Genomic DNA, 22,257 nt, shown 5'->3' on the forward strand with positions numbered 1-22,257 from the left:
ACTTATCAGGGGGTTATTTATGCATGTTAGTTTACCTTGAACGCGGCCACGGCCTGCTGTAGCCCATCGGCCATCTTCGCCAGCTCGGTAGAGGCTGCGGCTACCTCCTCCATAGAAGCGAGCTGCTCCTCGGAGGCCGCGGCAGCGCTCTGGGAACGCTCTGCCGCCTGCCGGGCCACTTCTGCCATCTCCGCCACCGAAGAGGTCAGCTCCTCGGTTCCGGCCAGCAGCTGCTCGGAGGAGGCAGACATCTCATGAACCTGGGTATTAATCTCGCCGATGCCGCCGAGAATATCCGTGAACAGACGCCCGGCCTCACCTACCATCCGCGAGCCTTCCTGAACGGCACCGGCATTCGCCAGCACCGCGTCTGAGACTGCCCGGTTGCCTTGCTGGATCTCGAGAATCAGGGTGCTGATAGACCCTGCAGCTTCGGCCGTCTGCTCCGACAGCTTCTTGACCTCACCGGCTACCACGGAGAAGCCCCGTCCGTATTCGCCTGCTCTGGCAGCCTCAATCGCCGCGTTTAAGGCCAGCATGCCGGTCTGATCGCTGATGCCTTTGATCAGACCAATAATGTTGCCGATCTGCTGGGACTGCGCGCTAAGAGAGGTAATCATGCTTGAAGCTTCTGCGGCGGTCCGCTCCATCTCTTCCATCCGTTCGACCGACTCCGTAATGATGGAATGCCCGTTCTGCGCCTGGCCTGCCGCCCGCCCAGCCGCTGCTGCGGTGTCCATCGAGGCCTCCGCGATCCGCTGCACACCTGCGGCCATCTCCTCCATCGCTCTTGCAGACTCGCGGGTGGACTGAAGCTGCTGATCCGCTCCGGCTGACAGATCCTGAATATTCTCGACAATAGCCTCTGTTGTGTGATTGGTCTGGTTGGCGCTAGACATTAATTCCTCCGAAGTCGAGGCGACTTGCAGGGAGTGATCGGCAATGGTCCCCAGCAGTCTGCTCAGATTGGTAATCATCTGGTTCAGATGCCCGGCCATATTGCCGAATTCATCCTCGCTGTCTACCTCCAGCTTCCGCGTGAAGTCTCCGGCAGCCATCTGCTGGGACATCTCATTGACTCGGGTCAGCTTACGGGTTATATAGCGGCTGTATAGATATACGGCAGCTACCGTCAGGATAAGACCCACAAAGCTAACCAGCAGTATAGACCTAAGCAGCCCTTTAAGCGGCGCATACAGCTCCTGTTCCGGCATGGCGAGACCCACGGTCCAGCCGGTATCCGGCAGCTTTTCATAATACATCTGGATGGTTCCGCCGGAATCGGCATAGGTGACCATTCCCTGATTCTGCTGAAGCATTTCTGCTCCCGCTGCGGACAGACTTGCGTTTTTTTCATCGGTTATTTTCAGCTGCATATTCTTCCCGGCATCCGGCCCTGCAATGTAATTCCCCTGCTTGTCCAGCAGGAAGGCCCAGCCTGTATCCCCGACCTCGGTCTGTTCGATCCTGTTCTGCAGCGTCTTGAGATCGATATCGCCGGCCATCACCCCCAGCAAGGTATTCGCAGTATCCCGGAAAGGAACTGAGAACGTAGCCATTGTCGTCCCTGTAATTGTGTCATAGAACGGATCGGTAAATCCTGCATGGTCTCTGCCGATGGTGTACCAGTTCTGCCCGTGATAATTATAATCGGGGTCATTATACTGCTCGGTAGTCACAATTTTGTCGCCGTCGCGGTGGGCATAGGTGGAGAAGTACTTCAGCTTGCTGTCATACCGTCCGGGTTCAAAATAAATGCCCACACCATATGTATCCGGATTGGCTTTCAGCGCGCTAGACAGCATCGTCCGGTATTGATCCAGTGTGAATTCAGCAGCATGACTCTCCAGCGTCCGGGCCAGAACCTCGGGAACCTTGCTGTGCCCACTTAAATTTCCGTTAATTTCGTTAGAAATATCCGATATCTGCACATTCATTTTTTGCGTAACCTCGCGCTGGATAATGCTCTTGGAATACATGTACGACAACAGAGCGACCAGCACCAGCGTGATCAGAAAGATGGGCAGGATGAATGCAAATGTTCTCATACGTATGCTTTTGAACCGGAGCCTGGAAATCCCCTTATGAGCAATATTAGCCATGATAATCCCCCCATTAGATAGTGAAGCTATTGATACCTATATTGAATATCATCGGTTGGAGAGCTGAATTTGTTGTTACTTTTTGTCGAAAAAAATAAAAAAATGTCGCATATCCCAAGTCTGCAGGGTACGACCAAAGGCGGAGACGGCGGCAGACCCGGGGCTGATGCCATCTTTAACCGGCTGTCCAACAAGCTGTATTTCGCGCCGAAGTTCGGCTGAATTAATGTTTTCAGTGATCCGCATGCTGCGGTACTGGAGATGATCCGGGTGGCGAAGCCGGGCACAAGGCTTCCTCTTAAGGGAGTTATTTACATGGCGGAAAAGTTGATCTTTGTTTGCCACCCTACCTAAGAACGATTACACTATTACTATGTGATTTGCAACTTAGGAGGGAAGTATCATGGCGATCTATACGCGTACGGGGGATAAGGGCGAGACCTCGGTGATTGGCGGCCGGGTAGGCAAGGACGATGTCCGCGTCGAGGCTTACGGCACCATTGACGAGCTCAACTGCTTCGTTGGCCAGGCACGGAGCCTGATGGAGGATGAGCGGTTTCTAGATGTCCGTGAGCAGCTGCTGGAGATTCAGCATGAGCTGTTTGACTGTGGATCGGATCTGGCATTCGTGAAGCTGAGTGAGAACCGCTATAAGGTGAAAAGCGAGATGGCTACCCGCCTGGAAGGCTGGATCGATGCGCTTCAGGCCGAGAATCCGGAGCTGGAGCGCTTCATTCTGCCCGGCGGAAGCCAGCTGTCCTCGGTGCTGCATGTCTGCCGGACGGTCTGCCGCCGGGCCGAGCGCCGGGCAGTGACGCTGGGCCGCAGTGCGGAGATTAACCCTGAGGCGGTAATCTATCTGAACCGGCTGTCTGACTATTTCTTCGCTCTGGCCCGTGCTGCCAACACCCGGCTGGAGATTGCTGAAGTAGAATATCTGCGCAGCAAAAAGGTGTTCCGGAACAAATGACCAGCTATTATCCGCCCATCTCTTATATAGTGCCGCCGCTTGAAGACGGCTGGCTGCTCAAAACCATCCTGCAGAAGCGGATGGATGTCTCCCGCAAGCTGCTCTCCCGGCTCAAAATGACCGACCTCGGCATTACCCTGAACGGAGAGCGTGTCTATATCAGCGTCAAGGTCAGCAGCGGGGATGAGGTCCAGATCCGGATGGAGGAGGAGACGTCAGAGGATATTTTGCCGCAGCCGATTCCCTTCGAGATTCTGTATGAGGACGGGCATCTGCTTGTGGTAAGCAAGGCCGCAGGAATGATTGTCCATCCGACCCACGGCCATTATACCGAGACCCTGGCGAACGGAGTAGTTCATTACTGGGCTGAGAAAGGCGAGCGGGTTCGCTTCCGCCCCGTACACCGGCTGGACCAGGAGACCTCCGGGGTGCTGGTGATTGCCAAGAACCCGTACAGCCACCAGCACATCTCCGAGCAGATGATCGCCGGCACGGTGGACAAGCGGTATACCGCGTTCGTACACGGCGTGCCTGCTCTGCCTAGCGGGGATATCGACGGTCCGATCGACCGCGACCCGCTGGAGCCACACCGGCGGATTGTGACGCCGGATGGTTATCCCTCCTTGACCCGTTATGAGGTCAAGGAGGTCTATGGCGAGGCAGCTTCGCGCGTAGAGCTGAAGCTGGAGACCGGGCGCACCCACCAGATCCGGGTGCATATGGGATCGGTCGGCTGCCCGCTGATCGGTGACGGGATGTACCGTCACCCGCTGTATGGGCAGGCGGCTGGCGGCCGCTCGAAGGCGTCAGCGCCGGGCGAACGTGCGGGAGAGTCGGCGCTGACCGCAGGCGGCGAGGAGCGGCCGGTGCAAGAGCAGGCGGTGACCGCAGGCGGCACCGCGCTGTCGCCGGGCGAAGCCGCCCGGCTCGCGCAGATCGCGGAGCTGGACGCGGCCATTCCGCGCCAGGCGCTGCATGCGGTGCGGCTGGCCTTCCGGCATCCGGTGACGCATGCCGAACTGGTCTTCGAGGCTCCGCTGCCAACGGATATGGCGCTGCTGCAGGAGAAGCTGCGGCAGTCGGCACGGTAAGGAAGTGCCGGACCTATCCGGGGCACAGCTTCCAGTTGCAACACCGTGCAGCTTGGCTGGCTACAACCAGAGGAAGAGGCTAAGCAGCATGCAGCCTTTGACATGCGCCGACCGCTCATAGAGTAACCTTTCTGCCGCCACTGGAGTACACCAGCAGGCAAATAAGTGCCAGGCTGCACTTATTTTCAGCTATATGAAGGCTCTGCGGCAAGCAAGTGGAAAAAGTACAACTAAAATTGCCCCATACTCGCAAAGTAACAATTTTTTCCCGATTTAAGTGCCGGAAATCCAACTATTTCCTCCCGCGATGCGGATTTGGAAGGAATAATTGTACATTTTCCATCTATTGAGGTCGGTCGTAATGTCTGTCGTAGTACCGGTGGAGTAAAAGCCGCCGCTATGCAGACGACCCCAACAAAATAAACAGCAGGGACGATCTTTAGAACTAGCATCCCTGCTTCACTTTATAATAGAAGGAGAACCCGATGAGTGACCTCAAGGTATATCAATATCCGAAATGCAGCACCTGCCGCAGCGCAGTGAAATGGCTGAAGGAAGCAGGGCATGAGCTGGAGCTGCAGCATATCGCTGAGCAGCCGCCAACTGTGGAGGAGCTACGCGTGCTGGTGAAGCACAGCGGCCTGCCGCTGAAGAAGTTTTTTAATACAAGTGGTGAGGTGTACCGGGAGCTTGGCCTGAAGGACAAGCTTGCAGACTTAAGCGAAGACGAGCAGCTTGCGCTGCTGTCCGCACATGGGATGCTGATCAAGCGTCCGGTAGTTACTGACGGCAAGAAGGTTACCCTAGGCTACAAGGAAGACCAGTACGCCGAAGCTTGGAGCAACGCCTAAATGAAGGAATACAAGGAGAGGTTACACATGAGCACAGCAACAGAAATGAAGGGCCGGGTTATGATCGTCGATGGAATGGCTCTGCTGTTCCGCGCTTTTTATGCTACCTCTTATGGTGGATATATCCGCAAGACCCGCGCCGGGCTGCCGACGAATGCGGTGTATGGATTTTTGCAGTATTTTTTCGACGCGGTGAGTACGTTTGAGCCTTCACATGTCGTCTGCTGCTGGGATATGGGCAAGGGCACGTTCCGCTCGGAGAAGTATGAAGGGTATAAGTCTAATCGTATTGACGCGCCGCTGGAGCTGATCCCTCAGTTTGACCTCGTGAAGGAGGTTGTGGCGGAGCTGGGCGTGCCGAATATCGGTCTGGTTGGTTATGAGGCAGATGACTGCATCGGCACACTGGCTTCATGCTACAGCGGGGAGTCGGAGGTCTACATTCTTACGGGGGACCACGACATGCTGCAACTGGTGAATGACAGCGTCAAGGTCGTGATTATGAAAAAAGGCCGCTCCAACTATAAAGTGTACGATCCAGCGGAATTGCTGGAAGAACGGGGCCTCACTCCTGCGCAGGTGATCGACCTGAAGGGCTTCATGGGCGACACCAGCGATAATTATCCCGGAGTGAAGGGCATAGGCGAGAAGACGGCCACCAAGCTGCTGACGGAATACGGCACGGTGGAAGGGGTTATCGAGAACCTGCATCTGCTGCCCAAGGGCGTACGCGCCAAGATTGAAGCGGATCTCGACATGCTGCATCTCTCACGGGAGCTGGCGGAAATCCGCTGCGATGTGCCGATAGTATGCGAGCTGGCCGAATGTCTCTGGGAGCTGCAGCGGGATAACGCCGCACGCAAGTTCAATGAGCTGGAGTTCGGCAGCCTGATGCATCTGATCGGCGGAATTGCTGAGGAACGGGATGACCGGGGAATCGTGCAGATTGAGCTGGGGGATCTGGGCTGAAGCCGGAATAGACAGCAAACCAAACAAGACAGTAGATACTCACTATCGTGAGTGTGTACTGTCTTGTTTGCGTGTGAAGAGATAGACCGCATTGTCCTCAGAGGGCGGCACTAGCAGGCGGGATAATTCCTCATTCAGCTCCATGCTGAAATGCTTAGCCTGATCATATGCGTCGAAGTCACCGGTGATTGCCGGGTCTCTTGTGCCGATTACAATGTACAACTCTACAGAATCTGTATTAAAAACATGCTTCTCATACGGGTTGCCGGGCACCGGCCAGGAACAAAGTACAACCTTTGGAGCATATTTGCTCAAGGCGGCTTTGGCATCGGCTTTTTCCACAAAATCGGGGTAGGTGATATAATGCGCCCAGCTATAATCATCAGTTGCCCGGCAGGCTGTGCCGTTATCATTAAGGAATCTTGTCAAAGTACCGTCACCCGCTCCGATCTCCAGGCACGCCTTGTCTCCGATCAGAGCGGACAAACGCTTGATCAACGAACGGGAGTAGAAGCAATAGATTCCCTGTTTATTGACAAGCGGCATCAGCACTTTGGGTCGGATAATCAGCTTCCAGCATACCCGGAACAGAGGGAGCGATACAGGCTTGCGGACAAGCTTTTCCTTGAACAGGAGCTTCTGCAGGATATAACCATCCCAGAGATTGAACCGGACAGGCCCGGAGGCTGATTCGGCGGACACCGCGAGTTGCAGCTGTTCGATCAGATAAATGGCGAAGCGGGCTTTAATAATATTAGGAAGAAAAGCGTTAATGGTGGTTTGATTAAAGCCGCTTTTGACAATTTTGCTCTTCGCTATTTTGGCGCTGCTTGTATAGCTGGCGAGCAAATTTTGGATCAGGTTGGCCCGTTTGTGGCTCGACAGGGCATTGATCTCAAGCAGCACCTCGTCTTTGTACTCCGGATATTCTGACAAAAGGGTACGGGTATCGGTCTCATTCCTCAAAATTTGCTCAGCGGCAGCCTTACTGAAGGTTTGCGATTTGGCGTCCCGGCTCAAATGACAATACCCTCGCAGTGATCCACCTCATGCTGGATAACCTGCGCCGTAAATCCGGTAAAGCTATCCCGGTGCTTCTTGAAATTAGAGTCGAAGTATTCTACCTCAATGTAGTCGTATCGTTTCGCCGGGCGTACGCCTTCAAGCGACAGGCAGCCTTCCTCGGTGTCGTAAGGACGGGTGCGCTTGACGATCACCGGATTGATCATCGAAATCGTCAATTGCTGCTCCACGCGGATGGCTATGATGCGTTTGTTGACGCCAATCATGTCCGCAGCCATGCCGACGCACCGGTCGGAGTTGGCGTTCAGCGTCTCCACAAGATCCATTAACACGGGCAGATCCTTTTCCGTGGCAAGAGCAGATTTCTGGCTAAGCAGCGATATATCTTTACTGATAGGTCTGATCATTATACTCTCCAGTTGTGCTGTATTTGTGTGTCCATAATATCATTTTTGGCGGGGAAGTGAAATGCGGGAATGCGGGAGTTGCTGGTTAAGATAAAGATTGACGAACCGGAGGATGCTTGATTATAATGTTAATATAAGTGTTAAATGATTAACAAATATATTAACTTAAAGAGGAGCGTTAACTTCCCATGGCAGAACGCATTGTACTGAACACCGACATCCGCAAAGGTAAGATTGACCGCAACATCTACGGACATTTCGCTGAGCATCTTGGACGCTGTATCTATGAAGGCATCTGGGTAGGCGAAGATTCCCCTATTCCGAACACCAAGGGTATCCGCAACGACGTAGTGGAAGCGCTTAAGGAAATGAAAATTCCGGTATTGCGCTGGCCGGGCGGTTGCTTCGCCGATGAGTACCACTGGAAGGACGGTATCGGCCCGAGCGAAGAGCGCAAGCGGATGATCAACACACACTGGGGCGGTGCGGTAGAGAATAACCATTTCGGTACGCATGAATTCATGCTCCTCTGCGAGATGCTGGGCTGCGAGCCGTACATCAACGGTAACGTAGGTAGCGGAACTGTTCAAGAGATGTCCGAGTGGGTTGAGTACCTGACCTTCAACGGAGTCTCACCAATGGCCGAGCTGCGTCAGAAGAACGGCCAGGAAGATGCCTGGAGCGTGAAATATTTTGGCGTGGGCAACGAGAACTGGGGCTGCGGTGGTAACATGCGTCCTGAATTCTACGCTGACCTGTACCGCCAATATCAGACATATGTGCGCAACTATGGAGACAACAAGATCCACCGGATCGCCTGCGGGGCAAATGCGGATGACTATAACTGGACGGAAGTATTGATGCGTGAAGCTACCCGCTTCATGGATTCGATCACCCTGCACTACTACACCCTGCCTACTTCGGACTGGAATCATAAGGGCGCGGCTACAGGCTTCGGAACAGACGAATACTTCACAACGTTGAAGAAGGCACTGTTCATGGATGAGCTGGTTACCCGCCATATCGCCATCATGGACAAATACGATCCTGAGAAAAGAGTGGGCCTGATCGTTGACGAATGGGGCACCTGGTACGATGTAGAGCCGGGTACCAACCCGGGCTTCCTGTACCAGCAGAACACGATCCGCGATGCGCTGGTGGCCGGCTTGACGCTGAATATTTTCCACAAGCACAGTGACCGTGTACGGATGGCGAACATTGCCCAGACCGTGAACGTGCTGCAGGCCGTTATTCTGACCGAAGGCGAGAAAATGCTCCTGACCCCAACCTACCATGTATTCAACATGTACAAGGTGCATCAGGATGCAGAATTGCTGGAGCTGACTGTGGACAGCCCGGTATACAGCTATGAGGGAGTAGAGATTCCTGAAGTATCGGCTTCCGCTTCTGTAACCGCAGAAGGCGTAATCCATGTCAGCCTGTGTAACCTGAATCATGCAGCATCGGCAACCCTGCCGCTGGAGCTGCGCGGATTGGCTGGACAAGCATCCGTAAGCGGAACGACGCTGGCCGGAGCTTCCATCGATGCCCACAATAGCTTTGAGCAGCCGGAAGCTGTAAAACCACAGGCATTCAGTGCCTTCAAGCTTGAAGGAGACACCCTTACTGTAGAACTGCCGCCAATGTCGGTAACCGTTCTGGAAATTACTCCGAAGGCGTAAGGAACGCAGGATGACGACCACTTCAACCTGCAAAGGCTGCCGGGAGGAGTACAAGGTCACGGAAGCGCAGATTGCCCGCATTCTGGCGTCCTCCATGTTCAATCCCGGCAATTCGGCTTCCGATGAGGTCTATGCCGAGCGGCTGGCGATCTGCGGGACCTGCCCGAAGCTGCAGGATGGCGTGACCTGTACCGCCTGCGGCTGTATCATTCCTGTCGTGGCCCGGCTGAAGGCCCGCAGCTGTCCGTTGCCGGGCGGCGGCAAGTGGCAGCCGGTGGCGGAATGACGGCCCACGCCTGATGCTTAACGGCAAGGGGCAGGCCCAAAAGATAGGCTAGAAGCCGCTCTTGCCATAAGAGATGCATCGATCACCAAAAGCCCCTCCAACCTGCACAATGCTGCGGTTGGAGGGGCTTTTTTTGCGTTGTGGTGGAGCGGGGGAAGGGAGATGAAAGTGTTAGAGGAGGCGAAGGTGGCGAAGTAAAAGGGATAAATCCCACTGATGCGGTGAGAAGTGGGCTGGATGAGGAAATGAGAGGGATAAATCCCATTGGTGCGGCGGAAAGAGGGCTGGATGAGGAAATGAGAGGGATAAATGCCACTGATGCGGCAGAAAGTGGACTGGATGAGGAAATGAGAAGGATAAATCCCATTGGTGCGGCGGAAAGAGGGCTGGTGGAGGAAATGAGAGGGATAAATCCCACTGATGCGGCAGAAAGTGGACTGGATGAGGAAATGAGAAGGATAAATCCCATTGTTGCGGCGGAAAGAGGGCTGGAGGAGGAAATGAGAGGGATAAATCCCACTGATGCGGCAGAAAGTGGACTGGATGAGGAAATGAGAGGGATAAATCCCTCTGGTGCGGCGGAAAGTAGGCTGGAGGAGGAAATGAGAGGGATAAATCCCCTTGGTGCGGTGGAAAGTGGGCTGGATGAGGAAATGAGAAGGATAAATCCCTCTGGTGCGGCGGAAAGTGGGCTGGAGGAGGAAATGAGAGGGATAAATCCCTCTGGTGCGGCGGAAAGTGGGCTGGTGGAGGAAATGAAAGGGATAAATCCCGTTGGTGGGGTGAGAGGCTGACGGGTTGGATGTTGGGAGGGCATTAGTGCCCCTGAATTTGCTGAAAGTGGGCGATGAGCGGAAATGAAGAGCATTAGTGCACCTGAATCGGCCAAAAGTGGGCGTGAAGCAGAACTGAGGGGTATTGGCTCCAAAAGTAGCTGAAATGAAAACTACCTAATTAGTCTAACTAATCAATCCCCCCTACCTACCTACCTACCTACCTACCTACCTACCTACCTACCTACCTACCTACCTACCTACCTACCTACCTACGCCATCTAAACACCCTAATCAGGCTTTCATAAAGAACCCGGCAAATCTGCCACACCATCCGTATAAAACAGCTCAAACACCAGATCCTCGTTGTAGTTACCGAAGCCTTTCCCGAACAGGGTGAGACCGCCGATGTGCTCGGCATCCTCCTCGACAGAGAGCCGGAAGGTCCATTGTTTGTTACGGATGCCTACCTGATCGAGGGTGACTTCCGACAGCTTTTGCCCGTCCATGAAGGTGCCCGACTGCGTAATCCGCAGCTGCTTGAGCAGGCCGTATTGATTGGTGAGTGCAGGCCACCAGGCCGGGGTGTATTTTCCCGGATTATCTCCGTAGTCACCGGGGCTGGTCCAGAAGCCAAGCGATTGTCCGTTCAGCGTGAAGGTAATATCCGACGGCCAGTTATTGTTAATCGACGGGGCTTCGGAGGCGATCTCCATCGTGATGGCAAGCTCCTCCGGCTGCTGGCTGGACAGCAGGAAATTCGGGATTTTATACTCGACGAACCCCTTGCCGAACCAAAGAATTCCGGCGTTCACCCGCTCCTGGTCCCAGAAGTAACGGGGATCGTCGAAGTGCCCGATGACCCTCTCCGTCGTAGACAGTCCGCAGGTAGGCTCGATCTGGAAGTCGGAATAATGCCCCACCGGGATGTCCTTGCGGTATCCTCTGCGCGGAGTCCGGGCTTGTCCCGGAAAAACAATCTCTGCCCCGTCGGCGGCCAGTGTACAAATCTTCTGCAGCCCGCTTTTACCGGGAGCCATGTGGCTGGTGATCAGCCCGGCGGCTTCCAGCTTTCGCACATGCATGGTCATAATCGCACTGCTGAGCTTGAGGGCTGCGGCCAGCTCCTTCACGTTCATGGGCTTATCGGACAGCAGCCGCAGCATGTGCAGACGCACGGTACTGGACAGGGCCTCGTACACGGGCAGGGATTGTTCGGTTAGATCAAGTTTCATCAGATGCCTCCACGTTCAAGTTATATAGTTAATAATTATATTACTCAAATAAAATTTCTACAAGCCATGATTGGCTGCAGGACAGCTTTTCCAATTTATATCACAGACACGCTGAGCCGGGTCCGCTATGATGTGAGATGAATTAGCGATGAAACAAGGTGCTCTTGCCGGATGCGGCAAGGGATAACAGGGAATCGGGTGCAACTCCCGAGCGGTCCCGCCACTGTATGGAAGAGCTGCACTTCATGAGGTCACTCGGGAAGCCCCGGGGAAGACGAAGCCTGCGGCGCCTGTATTCCAAGCCAGGAGACCTACCTTGTCGACGCACACCACGACTCTACGCGGATAGGAGCGGTGTACGGATAGGTTAATGAGAAGAGGCGTTCTGCCCTGATGGACCGGAGGAATCTTGGAGCTTAGCGAGGGCACCGGTTGATAGCTGCGGGATACAAGGATACGGACCATAGTGATGGGACGAAGTAAGCCCCTTGTTCTGCTTGGCTTCAGGCTGCGCACTCCATCGAATTTGCCTGCGTACATACACTCCCACCCTTTAGGGTGGGTTTTTTGGGCTTTATGATCTTAGATTGGGAAATCAACAAACATGGAGGGTGACAAATGAAAAAACACAGAGGGTGGAGCTTTGCGGCACTGGTTGCCGGATTTACGGTCTACTTTATGCTGAACGAACCGGGTACGGCCCGCGCGATGCACATTATGGAAGGATTCCTGCCGGTAGGCTGGGCGGTGTTCTGGTGGGCGGCGTTTATCCCGTTCTTTGTGCTGGGAATCTTCAAGCTGAGAGTCATGACCCGGGAGAACCCGGAGCTGAAGCTGCTGCTGGGTCTGGCCGGGGCGTTTACCTTCGTTCTGTCCGCGCTCAAAATGCCTTCCGTTACCGGAAGCAGCTCCCACCCAACCGGTACCGGACTGGGTGCGGTAATGCTGGGGCCGCTGCCCATGAGCGTAATCGGCTCGATTGTCCTGCTGTTTCAGGCGCTGCTGCTGGCGCACGGCGGGATCACTACGCTTGGGGCCAATGCGTTCTCGATGGCGGTGGCGGGTCCTTTTGCCGGATATGCCGTGTATAAGCTGATGATGAAGCTGCCGGACCGCGAGAAGCTGGCTTTGTTCTGTGCGGCAGCGGTAGCTGATCTGAGTACGTATGTAGTGACTTCCTTTCAACTGGCGGTGGCTTTTCCGGCGGCGGATGGCGGCGTTCTGGCTTCTTTTCTCAAATTCGGGGGAATCTTTGCCGTGACGCAAATCCCGCTGGCCATCAGTGAAGGGTTGTTGACGGTACTGCTGTGGAATTGGCTGAAATCGTATAGCCCGAATGAATTGTCGCTGCTGAAACGCAAGGTGAACGGAGGAAGAGCCTAATGAGCAATAAAATGAAAAACGGACTGATGCTGCTGGTTGTTATTCTGCTGGTTATTCTGCCGCTGCTGCTGGTCAACGGGGAATTCGGCGGGGCGGATGATGCGGCTGAAGGTGTAATTACCGAGATTAATCCTGATTATAAGCCGTGGTTCAAGCCGCTGACTGAGCTCCCGGGGGAGACGGAGAGTATGCTGTTTGCATTGCAGGCAGCGATTGGTGCCGGAGTGATCGGTTATACCCTGGGGCTGCTCAAGGGCAAGCAAGGCGGGACGAAGCAGCATAGCAGCAAGTGATCCGGCGGATTGACGTTCTCTCCTACAATAATGCGCTGCGCCAGTTGTCCCCTATGTGGAAAAGCTCGTTCGCAGCCCTGATGTTCCTGCTCTCTTACACCGTACATCCGGTACTGCAGGCTGCAATCACCCTATGGATGATGTCCTGGTGTGTATTGCAGGCCCGTATTCCCTTCCGTGCTTATGGCATGCTGTTCGGCACAGCGCTGCTGTTCTATGCGCTTAGCGTACCGGCACTGCTCGTGGAATTCGGGCATCCGGCAGCGGGTCAGGCTGGTATATTCCCGCTTCCGGGACTGAACCTTCCGGTATATGTTACAGCGGCGGGGCTTCAGCGGGCAGGGGGGCTGCTGGCCAGAATCTCTGCTTGCATGAGCTGTTTCTTTTTCCTGATGTTCACTACTCCGTTTAGTGAGCTTTTGCAGGTGCTGCGCAGGCTGCGGATGCCGCAGATTGTCCTGGAGCTGATGCTGATTATGTACCGCTTCCTGTTCCTGCTGAGTGATGCAGCGCATGGTCTGCTGCTGGCCCGCAGACTGCGCGGAGGCCGCCGTGGCTACAAGGCTAGACTGCGGGAGACTGCGGCCATGGCAGGAGCGTTGTTCGGCAACACGATGCACCGTTATTACGGATTATCGCAGGGGCTGCTGGCGCGCGGATTCACAGACGAGATTATTCTCCCGCCATATACAGCGCGTCCTGTGCCGCGGCGCTATTCAATCCAGGCTTATGCCGGTATTGCGCTGCTGCTGCTGGCTGAAGCGTACTTTATCTCTAATACATGAAAGGAGCCGGCCATGGATCAGGAATCTAGCTTGGCTTGTGACGGAGTGGCGTTCCATTACCCGGATACGAAGGAGCCTGCGCTGCATGAACTGACGTTCTCCATTCCAGCAGGCAGCAAGACGGCGGTGCTTGGGCATAACGGTTCAGGCAAATCGACGCTCTTCCTGCATGCCGTCGGCATTCTGCGCCCGCAGCAGGGTACGGTTGTGCAAGGAGGGAAGGCATTATCCTACTCCAAAAAAGAGCTGGCCGCTCTGCGGCGGAGAGTGGGCCTGGTCTTCCAGGACCCCGAGCAGCAGCTGATCCTCAGCACACCGCTGGAGGATGTGTCATTCGGGCTGCGCGGCAGCGGCATGGCTGAACCGGCTATTGCTGCGCGCTGCCGGGAAGTCATGGAACTGCTGAATCTGACCGATCTGGGCGATAAACCGATTCACCAGCTTAGCCTGGGCCAGAAGAAACGCACGGCACTCGCCGGTGTGCTGGCTATGGAGCCGGAGCTGATTCTGCTGGATGAGCCGACCTCGTATCTGGACCCGTTATCGGAAACACAGATGCTGAAGGGACTTGAAGCCATACATGATAAAGGGACAACCATAGTTATGGCTACGCATGATATGGACCTGGCCTACCGCTGGGCGGACTGGATTATTGTACTGGAGCATGGAAGATGCCGGGCGTCGGGGACGCCGGAGGAGATTTTTGCGGGACGGGAGGAGCTATTGTCCATCGGGCTGGGATTGCCGCTGCTGGCTGATTTATGGTTCAGCCTGCCAGCCAGCCTGACCGCAGGGCAGAGCGCTCCCCGCACCGCCGGCGAATTCAAAGTGAAGCTGCATAAGCTGCTTGCGCTTAAAATATAAAAATCTATAGGTTTCACATGATGAACGGGGGAAGAGGAATGAATAAACAAGGGAAACTGCTGATTATCGGCTTCGGCCCCGGAGCGCTGGAGCATATTACCGGCCGTGCACTGGCTGCGCTGGATGAGAGCGAGGCAGTCATCGGCTATACCACTTATGTAGATCTGATCCGGCCGCTGCTGCGGCACCAGGAGATTGTTGGTACGGGAATGACCGAGGAGGTCAGCCGGGCCCAGGAGGCCGTCCGCAGAGCAGAGGCGGGTCAGACCATTGCAGTAATCTCCAGCGGGGATGCCGGTGTCTATGGAATGGCAGGGCTGGTCTACGAGGTGTTGATCGAACGCGGCTGGAGCCGCTCCGAGGGAGTGCAGGTTGAGGTGGTTCCGGGAATATCGGCGATCCAGTCCTGCTCCTCACTGCTGGGGGCGCCGGTTATGCATGATTCCTGCACGATCAGCCTAAGTGACCATCTTACGCCCTGGGAGAGCATTGCTGCGCGTGTGGAGGCGGCGGGGGCAGCGGATTTCGTCATTGCGTTCTATAATCCGCGCAGCGGCAGACGGACGCGCCAGATTGAAGAAGCACGCAATATTCTGCTGCGTTACCGTGATCCGGCTACGCCGGTAGGCATTGTCAAGAGCGCCTACCGTGACCGCCAGCAGACAATCGTAACCACACTGCAGGATATGCTGGAGCATGAGATTGGCATGCTCTCAACCGTGGTGGTCGGCAACTCTGCTACCGTTGTCTATGAGGACCTGATGATTACGCCGCGCGGATATGAACGCAAGTACAGTCTTGGGGCACAGACGCAGACGCTGAAGCCGCACGAGCGGCTGCGTACAGCCGCAGAGCCGTGGTCGCTGGCTGCGGCGGAGTCCGGGCGGGCGGAAGAGGCGGCTGCGCAGAGCCTGGCTGCTGCTCCGCAGGTGGAGCGGCTGCGGAGCTTGTCCGATCGTCTGCCGGCATCCACCGGTTCTTCCTTCGAGCTGGAGATTGCTCCCGCAGCCGGCAGCCGCAGCTTCAGCGGTGAGCAGATGAAGCTGCTGGCTGAGCTTGCAGGCAGCGATGGGCAATTGATCTATACGAAGGACGGGTATTTCCTGCTGCGCGGCAGCCGGAGTGAAGAAGCAGAGGCAGGAGCAAGGCTGCTGGAGGCCGGACTGAATGTAAGTACGCCTGGAGATTACGTGAAGGTGAAGACCTGCGGATTCTGCGAGCTGCGCAGAAGCGGAGCGTTAAGTGCTGCTGTCCGGCTACACACCCTGCTGCATGGAATGGCTGTGCCCAGAGAGCTGCACATCAGCGTAGCCGGTTGCGGGATGGCTTGCAGCTCCGCTGTGCTGGATGACATCGGGCTGGTAATGTCGCGCGGCAGCTATGAGCTGTATCTCGGCGGCAAGAAGTCCGGGCGGGGCGCCCATGCAGGGATTTTGGTGCGTGAAGGGATGGACGAGGAGCAAGCGGTAGCCGCTGTAGCTGCGGCAGTTGAGGAATATAGGATAAATGGCCGGGAGCAGGAGCGGTATCATGCGTTCCGGGAACGGATGGACAGCGCAATCGGGAGTGTAGCCCATACATCCGGCAACAATAACAACATCGAAGGAGTGCAGACGATGAGAACGGTATTGCTGGTGGGACACGGGAGCCGGGTTCAAGCGGGAAATGAGGAGCTGCTGGAATTTACCCGCCTGCTCGCGGCCCGTAAGCCGGAGCTGAAGGTCGAGACTTGTTTCATCGAGCTGGCCTCACCTTCCATCGCTGGCGGCATTGCGAGATGTATCGAGGGCGGTGCGGCGGAGATATACGTTGTACCGATTATTTTGTTCGCGGCGGGGCATTCCAAGCTTGATATTCCAATGGCCATTGATGAGGCCAAGCAGAGATATCCCGGGGTGAAGTTCATCTACGGACGCCCGCTGGGGGTGCAGGACCGTGCCGTGGATATTCTGCTGGAGCGGATTCAGGAAGCAGAACGACTTCCATTGTCGCAGGAGAAGGCGGCTGGCGGAATGGACCTGGAGCTGCGCGGGAACGGTGTATCCAAGATAGAGGATAAGGACACCATCGTGCTGTTGATGGGGCGCGGGGGCAGTGACCCGGATGCTAACAGCGATTTGTATAAAATAAGCCGGATGCTCTGGGAGAAAACAGGCTACCGCAGCGTGGAAAGCTGCTTCATTGCCATCGCCAAGCCGTCGCTTCCGGATGGGCTTGAACGCTGCCTGGCGCTGGGTGCGCGGAGAATTATCGTTCTCCCGTACCTGCTGTTTACCGGAGTGCTAATGCAGCAGTTCGCTGAGAGAGTGGCGCAGTTTGCAGCTGAGCACCCCGGGCTTGAAGTGGAGATCGGCGGCACACTGGGCGCACATCCGCTGCTGGTGGATATGCTGACAGAGCGGATCGGGGAGACGCTGGAAGGCCGTGCCTTCAGCAACTGCGATAACTGCAAATACCGCGATGCAGCCTCTTTGCATCACCACCATCACCATCATGGTGAGGAGGGGCATGGGGAGCATGGACATGCGCATGGGCACCATGAGCATCACGAGCATGGGCATCATGGGCATGAACATCAAGTGTATGCAAATCACAGGCATGAGGAGCACGCGCATGTCCATCACTGTCACGGGGAACATGGGCATTGCGGGCATGGTAATCATGAGCATGCACATCACGAGCATGATGAACATGGGCACACGCATGAGCATAACTGTCATGAGCAGCATGAGCATGCACATTACGAGCGTGCGCATCATGGTCAGCATGGGCGGCATGGGCAGCATGATGTAACGGAGGCGGCAGCTCCGGCAGACGACCTGGCGCTTCGCCAGCCGCGATGATCTTCATGTTATGCGGCACCAGCGACGCACGGGAGCTGGCACAGAGCCTTACGCGCCAAGGCCTGCCGCTGCAGGCCAGCGTAGTGACGCCCAGCGGGGCAGAACGCCTTGCGGCCGCAGGCATCCGCACCCGTGTCGGCAGACTGGACCGTGCGGCGATGATCTCGTTGCTGCAAGCGGGCGGATACCGGGCCGTGGTGGACGGCAGCCATCCTTTTGCGCTGGAGGCTCATGCCAATGCGATGGAAGCTGCTGCTGCGCTGGGATTGCCTTACTTCCGCTATGAGCGGCAGAGTCTTATCTATAACAGCCATCCCCGGCTGTTGCTTGTGCATTCGTATGAGGAGGCTGCGCGCAAGGCTAAGGAGCTGAAGGGCTCAGTGATGCTGACTACCGGCGGCAAAACGTTGGAGATTTTCGCGGAGGAGCTGCTGGGAGATCCAGAGATCCGGCTGACCGTAAGGCTGCTGCCTTGTCTGGAGAATCTGGAGAAGTGCCAAGCCCTTGGGATTGAGCAGCGGAATATTATTGCGCTTCAGGGCCCTTTTAGCAGAGAGATGAATGAGGCCTTGTACCGGCAGTATGGCACCCGGGTGATGATTACCAAGGAGAGCGGAGCTGAGGGCTCGGTGGATGAAAAGCTGCATGCTGCGCTGGATATGGGGTTATATGTGATTCTGATTATGCGGCCGGGGCTGTCGTTTGGGGATGGCGGAACGGTGTTTGTTTCTTTTGATGAGATTACGGCTGCTGTGAAGCAGGCGCTGCTAATGACCAGGAAAGAGGGATGAATGTGGATTTCGGGACAGAATTCAAGCCGGTGACCGTACAGCCGCAGGAGATAGAGGGTCTAAGCTTTCAGATGATTACGGAGGAGCTGGGGGAGCATTCCTTCAGTAGCCTGGAGTATCCGATTGTGCAGCGGATTATTCATGCTTCGGCTGATTTTGAGCTGGGACGCAGTCTGGTGTTCCATCCCGGGGCGATTGAGGCGGGAATTAACGCCATTCTGGGGGGCAAGCCGATTGTGGCGGATGTGCGGATGGTGGAGGCGGGCATTGCCAAGGAACGGATTCAGCGGTACGGCGGCGAGGTCCGGGTACATATTTCAGATCCTGATGTGGTGGACGAGGCGAAGGCGCTGGGAACCACAAGGGCGATCATCGCAACGCGCAAGGCCTGCGCCCAGGCACCTGGGGGAATCTATGTCATTGGTAACGCGCCGACTGCCCTGCTTGAGCTAATCCGTCTGATAAAAGCAGGCGAAGCTCAGCCCGGTCTTGTTATCGGCATGCCCGTTGGCTTTGTCTCGGCGGCGGAATCCAAGGATGAGCTGCGCAAGCTGGATATTCCCTACATCACCAATATCGGCCGCAAAGGCGGCAGTACGATCGTGGTCGCCGCAGTGAATGCATTAAGTCTGCTGGCTGTCCGCCGGGCGGCGGGCGAGCCGGGTTAGCGAATCAGATAGCTCAAGCGTAGGACTGGTGCGTTGTCATACTCTGATAAGGTGTAAGTGTTCTATCTCAAATTATTTACTTCCTTAGTTCTAACAGTATGTTAGTTGAAATTTGTGGCTGGCGTTCTCGCCGATGACCGGGATAATGTGCTTAATTTAGGGATGGCGGTAGCGTGTGGACTCACTAATTGTATTCTGTGCAACAGAATTCGTGATTTTATAGTAGAAATCCGGTTCTGTTGTAGTTCATACACTTGATTTCTGAAAAAACGCTCCATAACACCTCCCTCATCAAATTCTAATGTACAAAATGCAGCAGACTCGCTTTTTTAGCGGATCTGGGGTTTAACTAATGTACAAAGTGCAATGAAGCCAGAGGAAATAGAAATATTTGTATAAAAATCTCCTGATTTGCTTAAAAGCAGCAGTATAATTAGGTTATATAGAGAGTAAGACAGGTTACCTGCCCAGGGCGAACGCTCAGAGGATAGGCTTCAGCAATGTGCAGATTGTTCAGATTGTGAGGATGTATTCTTAGACCATCAGCAAAGAGGGATTGCCATGACCAAGGAAATACCCGAACACACCGTCAGGCAGAACCGGAGCCAAGAAAGCGGGGAGGCAGGGGCGGGGCAGGAAGAGCAGGTAGAGCAAGCGCATGTACTCAGATTCGATCAGGCTGCTGAGCGGTTGGAGCCAGCAGGCGACCCCAAATCCGCAGCGGCAGCCGAGCGGCTGGAGCAAGTGGACGCTCCCGAATCCACAGAGGCAGCTGAGCGGCCGGAGCCAGCAAGCGGCCCCGGGATCGGGCAGATGGCTGTGCAGATGCAGCAGGCTACTGAACCCGGATTCGCTCAGGCACCTGAAGCGTTTGCACAAGCGCCCGGCCCCGGATCGCCCGATCCCGAATCCGCACAGGCAGCGCCTGTTCCCCCACTGCGCAGGGGCTACACGACAGGGGCCTGTGCCGCAGCGGCAGCCGCAGGTGCGGCAACCCTGCTCATTACAGGGGAGAGTCTGCCTGCGGTAGAGATCGATCTGCCGGCCGGGTTCCGTCATACCTTTGAGCTGACCGGCTGGCAGCGTACAGGATCACACTCGGCAAGCTGTGCCACGGTTAAGGATGCCGGAGACGACCCGGATGCGACACATCAGGCGCGGATCGAGGCGGCGGTGAGCTGGCGGGATCAGCCGGGTGTGGAGATTGACGGGGGCCGCGGTGTCGGCCGGGTAACAAAGCCGGGGCTGCCGGTTGGCGTGGGAGAGGCGGCGATTAATCCGGTGCCCCGGAGGATGATTCAGGAGGCGGTAACCGCCGTGCTGGACGAGCATGGTGCAGCGCGGGGGGTGAGGGTAGTCATCAGCGTGCCGGAAGGCGAGAACATTGCCAAGAAGACGCTGAATCCCCGGCTGGGTATTCTGGGCGGCATTTCGATCCTGGGCACGCGGGGCGTGGTGACTCCATTCTCCACTGAGGCCTATAAGGCGAGTGTGGTTCAGGCCATCTCGGTGGCGGCTGCGGCGGGGAACCGGCAGATTGTGCTCACCACAGGCGGCAGCAGCGAGAAATACGCCATCGCGATGTTCGCGGAGCTTCCGGAGGAAGCTTTTATCCAGATGGGGGAATATGTAGGCTTCTCGCTGGAGCATGCCAAGGCTTACGGGATTCGGAAGGTTACCTTCGTCGGAATGGCCGGCAAATTCTCCAAGGTGGCTCAAGGGGCCATGCTGATTCACTCCAAGAACGCGCCCGTCGATTTCGGGTTTCTGGCCTCCGTAGCAGGCCGTGCAGGAGCGTCCCCGGAGCAGGTGCAGGAGATTGCTGCCGCCAACACAGCCTCGCAGGTCGTGGATATGATGACTGAGGCGGGGAATCACATTTTTTTCGAGCAGCTGTGCAGGCATGCCTGTGAACAGAGTCTGGCGCATATGAACGGAGGCATGATTGTAGAAATGGTGCTTATTACAATGAAGGGCCGGGTGCTGGGAAGGGCGGAGATTCATGGATAACCTGATTTACGTGATCGGGATCGGTGAGGATGGCGCCGGCGGCCTGACACCGGATAGCTTAAGTATTGTGAACAACAGCGAGGTGCTGCTGGGCGGCGAGCGGCAATTGAATTTTTTCGGCAGGTATAGAGGGGATAAAATCGTGCTGCAAGGCGGGCTCAAGCCTTTTACAGACAAGCTGGAGGAGGTGTGGCGTAAGCGGCGGACGGTGGTGCTGGCCTCGGGGGACCCGTTCTTTTTTGGGATTGCCGGGTATCTCGTCCGCAGGTTCGGGCCGGAGCATGTGGAGGTGATCCCCCATTATAGCAGCGTGCAGCTTGCGTTTGCGCGGCTCGGGGACAGCTGGCAGGATGCGGAGCTGATCAGTCTGCACGGGCGTCCCATTCAGGGACTGGCCCAGCGGATCGACGGCAAGCACAAAATCGCCCTGCTGACAGACGAGAACAACACTCCTGCGGTTATTGCCTCTTATTTGCAGGAGTTCAGGATGACGGAATATGAGGCGTTTATCTGTGAGCGGCTTGGCGGAGCAGAGGAGGTCTGCCGGTTCTGGACGCTGGAGGAGATGGTGAGCAGGGAGTTCGCGCCGCTTAACGTCGTGATTCTGCGCCATAAGCAAGAGATTTCTGCTCCTGTGAGGCGCGGATTCGCTTATCCGGACGAGGCGTTCCGGCAGCGTAAGCCGGAGAAGGGCCTGATTACGAAGCGTGAGGTTCGCGCTCTGGTGCTGTCGGAGCTGAACCTGTCCGAGGATGCAGTCGTGTGGGATATCGGCTCCGGCTCGGGTGCGGTGGCTGCGGAATGCGCGCGGATCGCCAGGCTCGGGAAGGTCTACGCGCTGGAAAAAAGTGCCGAGAACCTGCCGAACATGGCAGCGAACCGTCTGAAGTTCCGGGCGGATTTTGAAATTATTCAAGAGAAGGCCCCGCAGGGCCTAGCTGCTCTGCCTGACCCGGATGCCGTCTTCATCGGCGGCAGCGGCGGGGAATTAGCGAACATTATTGCGCACAGCGCCGCCAGACTTCGCCCGGAGGGCCGGATTGTGGTTGGGGCAATTACGGTGGAGACACTGCATGGCAGCATGGAGGCGCTTAAGGCCGCAGGGCTGGCCTGCGAGGTCACGATGCTTCAGGCGTCCCGCGGCAAGCCGATTCTCGGCATGACCCGGTTCGACGGAATGAATCCCGTCTATGTGGTCAGCGGCCGGAGGCTTCATTAATCATCAGACAAA

General features: G+C 56.1%; 19 protein-coding genes, 2 pseudogenes and 1 riboswitch. Of the genes and pseudogenes, 17 read left to right on the forward strand and 4 right to left on the reverse strand.

Going from position 1 to position 22,257, the window contains the following annotated elements; all coding sequences use genetic code 11:
• Positions 1-26: 26 nt before the first annotated feature.
• Positions 27-2,048, reverse strand: coding sequence for a methyl-accepting chemotaxis protein (locus NST04_RS31690; protein WP_341187772.1), 2,022 nt, complete (start codon positions 2,046-2,048; stop codon positions 27-29).
• 457 nt (positions 2,049-2,505) lie between these two features.
• On the opposite strand from NST04_RS31690, the gene NST04_RS31695 reads away from it, so the two are divergent.
• From NST04_RS31695 to NST04_RS31710, 4 genes are all read left to right on the forward strand, one after another.
• Positions 2,506-3,072 (forward strand): cob(I)yrinic acid a,c-diamide adenosyltransferase, encoded by a 567-nt coding sequence (locus NST04_RS31695; protein ID WP_341019851.1) that lies wholly within the window; start codon positions 2,506-2,508, stop codon positions 3,070-3,072.
• Entirely contained in the window at positions 3,069-4,163 is a 1,095-nt protein-coding gene (locus tag NST04_RS31700; RefSeq protein ID WP_341187773.1) for an RluA family pseudouridine synthase, read from the forward strand. The genes NST04_RS31695 and NST04_RS31700 overlap by 4 nt, the downstream gene beginning before the upstream one ends.
• A gap of 485 nt (positions 4,164-4,648) precedes the next feature.
• Positions 4,649-5,014, forward strand: a complete 366-nt coding sequence (locus NST04_RS31705) for an arsenate reductase family protein (RefSeq protein WP_341187774.1) — start codon at positions 4,649-4,651, stop codon at positions 5,012-5,014.
• A gap of 27 nt (positions 5,015-5,041) precedes the next feature.
• Complete coding sequence (locus tag NST04_RS31710; RefSeq protein WP_341187775.1) at positions 5,042-5,983, forward strand: 5'-3' exonuclease; 942 nt, start codon at positions 5,042-5,044, stop codon at positions 5,981-5,983.
• 42 nt (positions 5,984-6,025) lie between these two features.
• On the opposite strand, the gene NST04_RS31715 is transcribed toward NST04_RS31710, so the two are convergent.
• Both NST04_RS31715 and NST04_RS31720 read right to left on the reverse strand, forming a co-directional pair.
• The gene (locus tag NST04_RS31715) at positions 6,026-6,919 is read right to left on the reverse strand and encodes a hypothetical protein (RefSeq protein ID WP_341187776.1); all 894 of its coding nucleotides are present in this window, start codon (positions 6,917-6,919) and stop codon (positions 6,026-6,028) included.
• 80 nt (positions 6,920-6,999) lie between these two features.
• On the reverse strand, positions 7,000-7,413 hold the full coding sequence (locus NST04_RS31720; RefSeq protein ID WP_341187777.1) for a peptide deformylase: 414 nt from the start codon (positions 7,411-7,413) through the stop codon (positions 7,000-7,002).
• A 188-nt stretch (positions 7,414-7,601) separates the two neighbouring features.
• Between NST04_RS31720 and NST04_RS31725 the strand changes: the two genes are divergently transcribed.
• The 3 genes from NST04_RS31725 to NST04_RS31735 all read left to right on the forward strand — a co-directional run bounded on the left by NST04_RS31725 (position 7,602) and on the right by NST04_RS31735 (position 10,175).
• Entirely contained in the window at positions 7,602-9,095 is a 1,494-nt protein-coding gene (locus tag NST04_RS31725; protein WP_341187778.1) for an alpha-N-arabinofuranosidase, read from the forward strand.
• Between the two features lie 10 nt (positions 9,096-9,105).
• Positions 9,106-9,381: a DUF6171 family protein gene (locus NST04_RS31730; RefSeq protein ID WP_340022260.1), complete on the forward strand. Its 276-nt coding sequence runs from the start codon at positions 9,106-9,108 to the stop codon at positions 9,379-9,381.
• Positions 9,382-9,521: 140 nt separating this feature from the next.
• Positions 9,522-10,175: a hypothetical protein gene (locus NST04_RS31735; RefSeq protein WP_341187779.1), complete on the forward strand. Its 654-nt coding sequence runs from the start codon at positions 9,522-9,524 to the stop codon at positions 10,173-10,175.
• Between the two features lie 281 nt (positions 10,176-10,456).
• On the opposite strand, the gene NST04_RS31740 is transcribed toward NST04_RS31735, so the two are convergent.
• Positions 10,457-11,389 carry an ArsR/SmtB family transcription factor gene (locus tag NST04_RS31740; RefSeq protein ID WP_341187780.1) on the reverse strand — a complete coding sequence of 311 codons (933 nt, stop codon included), beginning with the start codon at positions 11,387-11,389 and terminating at the stop codon, positions 10,457-10,459.
• A 139-nt stretch (positions 11,390-11,528) separates the two neighbouring features.
• Positions 11,529-11,722, forward strand: a riboswitch (cobalamin riboswitch).
• A 285-nt stretch (positions 11,723-12,007) separates the two neighbouring features.
• Between NST04_RS31740 and NST04_RS31745 the strand changes: the two genes are divergently transcribed.
• The 10 genes and pseudogenes from NST04_RS31745 to cbiE all read left to right on the forward strand — a co-directional run bounded on the left by NST04_RS31745 (position 12,008) and on the right by cbiE (position 22,245).
• Positions 12,008-12,772, forward strand: coding sequence for an energy-coupling factor ABC transporter permease (locus NST04_RS31745; protein WP_341187781.1), 765 nt, complete (start codon positions 12,008-12,010; stop codon positions 12,770-12,772).
• Positions 12,772-13,065: an energy-coupling factor ABC transporter substrate-binding protein gene (locus NST04_RS31750; RefSeq protein ID WP_341187782.1), complete on the forward strand. Its 294-nt coding sequence runs from the start codon at positions 12,772-12,774 to the stop codon at positions 13,063-13,065. The genes NST04_RS31745 and NST04_RS31750 overlap by 1 nt, the downstream gene beginning before the upstream one ends.
• On the forward strand, positions 13,062-13,850 hold the full coding sequence (gene cbiQ / locus NST04_RS31755) for a cobalt ECF transporter T component CbiQ (RefSeq protein ID WP_341187783.1): 789 nt from the start codon (positions 13,062-13,064) through the stop codon (positions 13,848-13,850). Before NST04_RS31750 ends, cbiQ begins: the two co-directional genes overlap by 4 nt.
• A 12-nt stretch (positions 13,851-13,862) precedes the next feature.
• Positions 13,863-14,714, forward strand: a complete 852-nt coding sequence (locus NST04_RS31760) for an energy-coupling factor ABC transporter ATP-binding protein (protein WP_341187784.1) — start codon at positions 13,863-13,865, stop codon at positions 14,712-14,714.
• Positions 14,715-14,752: 38 nt separating this feature from the next.
• Positions 14,753-16,318 (forward strand): annotated as a pseudogene (gene cobJ, locus NST04_RS34090) (precorrin-3B C(17)-methyltransferase); the annotation flags it as partial.
• A gap of 48 nt (positions 16,319-16,366) precedes the next feature.
• Positions 16,367-17,557, forward strand: a pseudogene (locus NST04_RS34095) (sirohydrochlorin chelatase); the annotation flags it as partial.
• Positions 17,554-18,348: a precorrin-6A reductase gene (cobK, locus tag NST04_RS31770; RefSeq protein ID WP_341187786.1), complete on the forward strand. Its 795-nt coding sequence runs from the start codon at positions 17,554-17,556 to the stop codon at positions 18,346-18,348. The pseudogene NST04_RS34095 and the gene cobK, both read left to right, overlap by 4 nt.
• Before the next feature lie 2 nt (positions 18,349-18,350).
• Positions 18,351-19,016: a precorrin-8X methylmutase gene (locus NST04_RS31775; RefSeq protein ID WP_341188117.1), complete on the forward strand. Its 666-nt coding sequence runs from the start codon at positions 18,351-18,353 to the stop codon at positions 19,014-19,016.
• An 813-nt stretch (positions 19,017-19,829) separates the two neighbouring features.
• Positions 19,830-21,026 carry a cobalt-precorrin-5B (C(1))-methyltransferase gene (locus tag NST04_RS31780; protein WP_445667977.1) on the forward strand — a complete coding sequence of 399 codons (1,197 nt, stop codon included), beginning with the start codon at positions 19,830-19,832 and terminating at the stop codon, positions 21,024-21,026.
• The gene (gene cbiE / locus NST04_RS31785) at positions 21,019-22,245 is read left to right on the forward strand and encodes a precorrin-6y C5,15-methyltransferase (decarboxylating) subunit CbiE (RefSeq protein WP_341187787.1); all 1,227 of its coding nucleotides are present in this window, start codon (positions 21,019-21,021) and stop codon (positions 22,243-22,245) included. The genes NST04_RS31780 and cbiE overlap by 8 nt, the downstream gene beginning before the upstream one ends.
• The last annotated feature ends 12 nt before the right edge of the window (positions 22,246-22,257 follow it).

Source organism: Paenibacillus sp. FSL H7-0756, assembly GCF_038006765.1.
In the GTDB taxonomy this organism is placed as follows: domain Bacteria; phylum Bacillota; class Bacilli; order Paenibacillales; family Paenibacillaceae; genus Paenibacillus_AQ.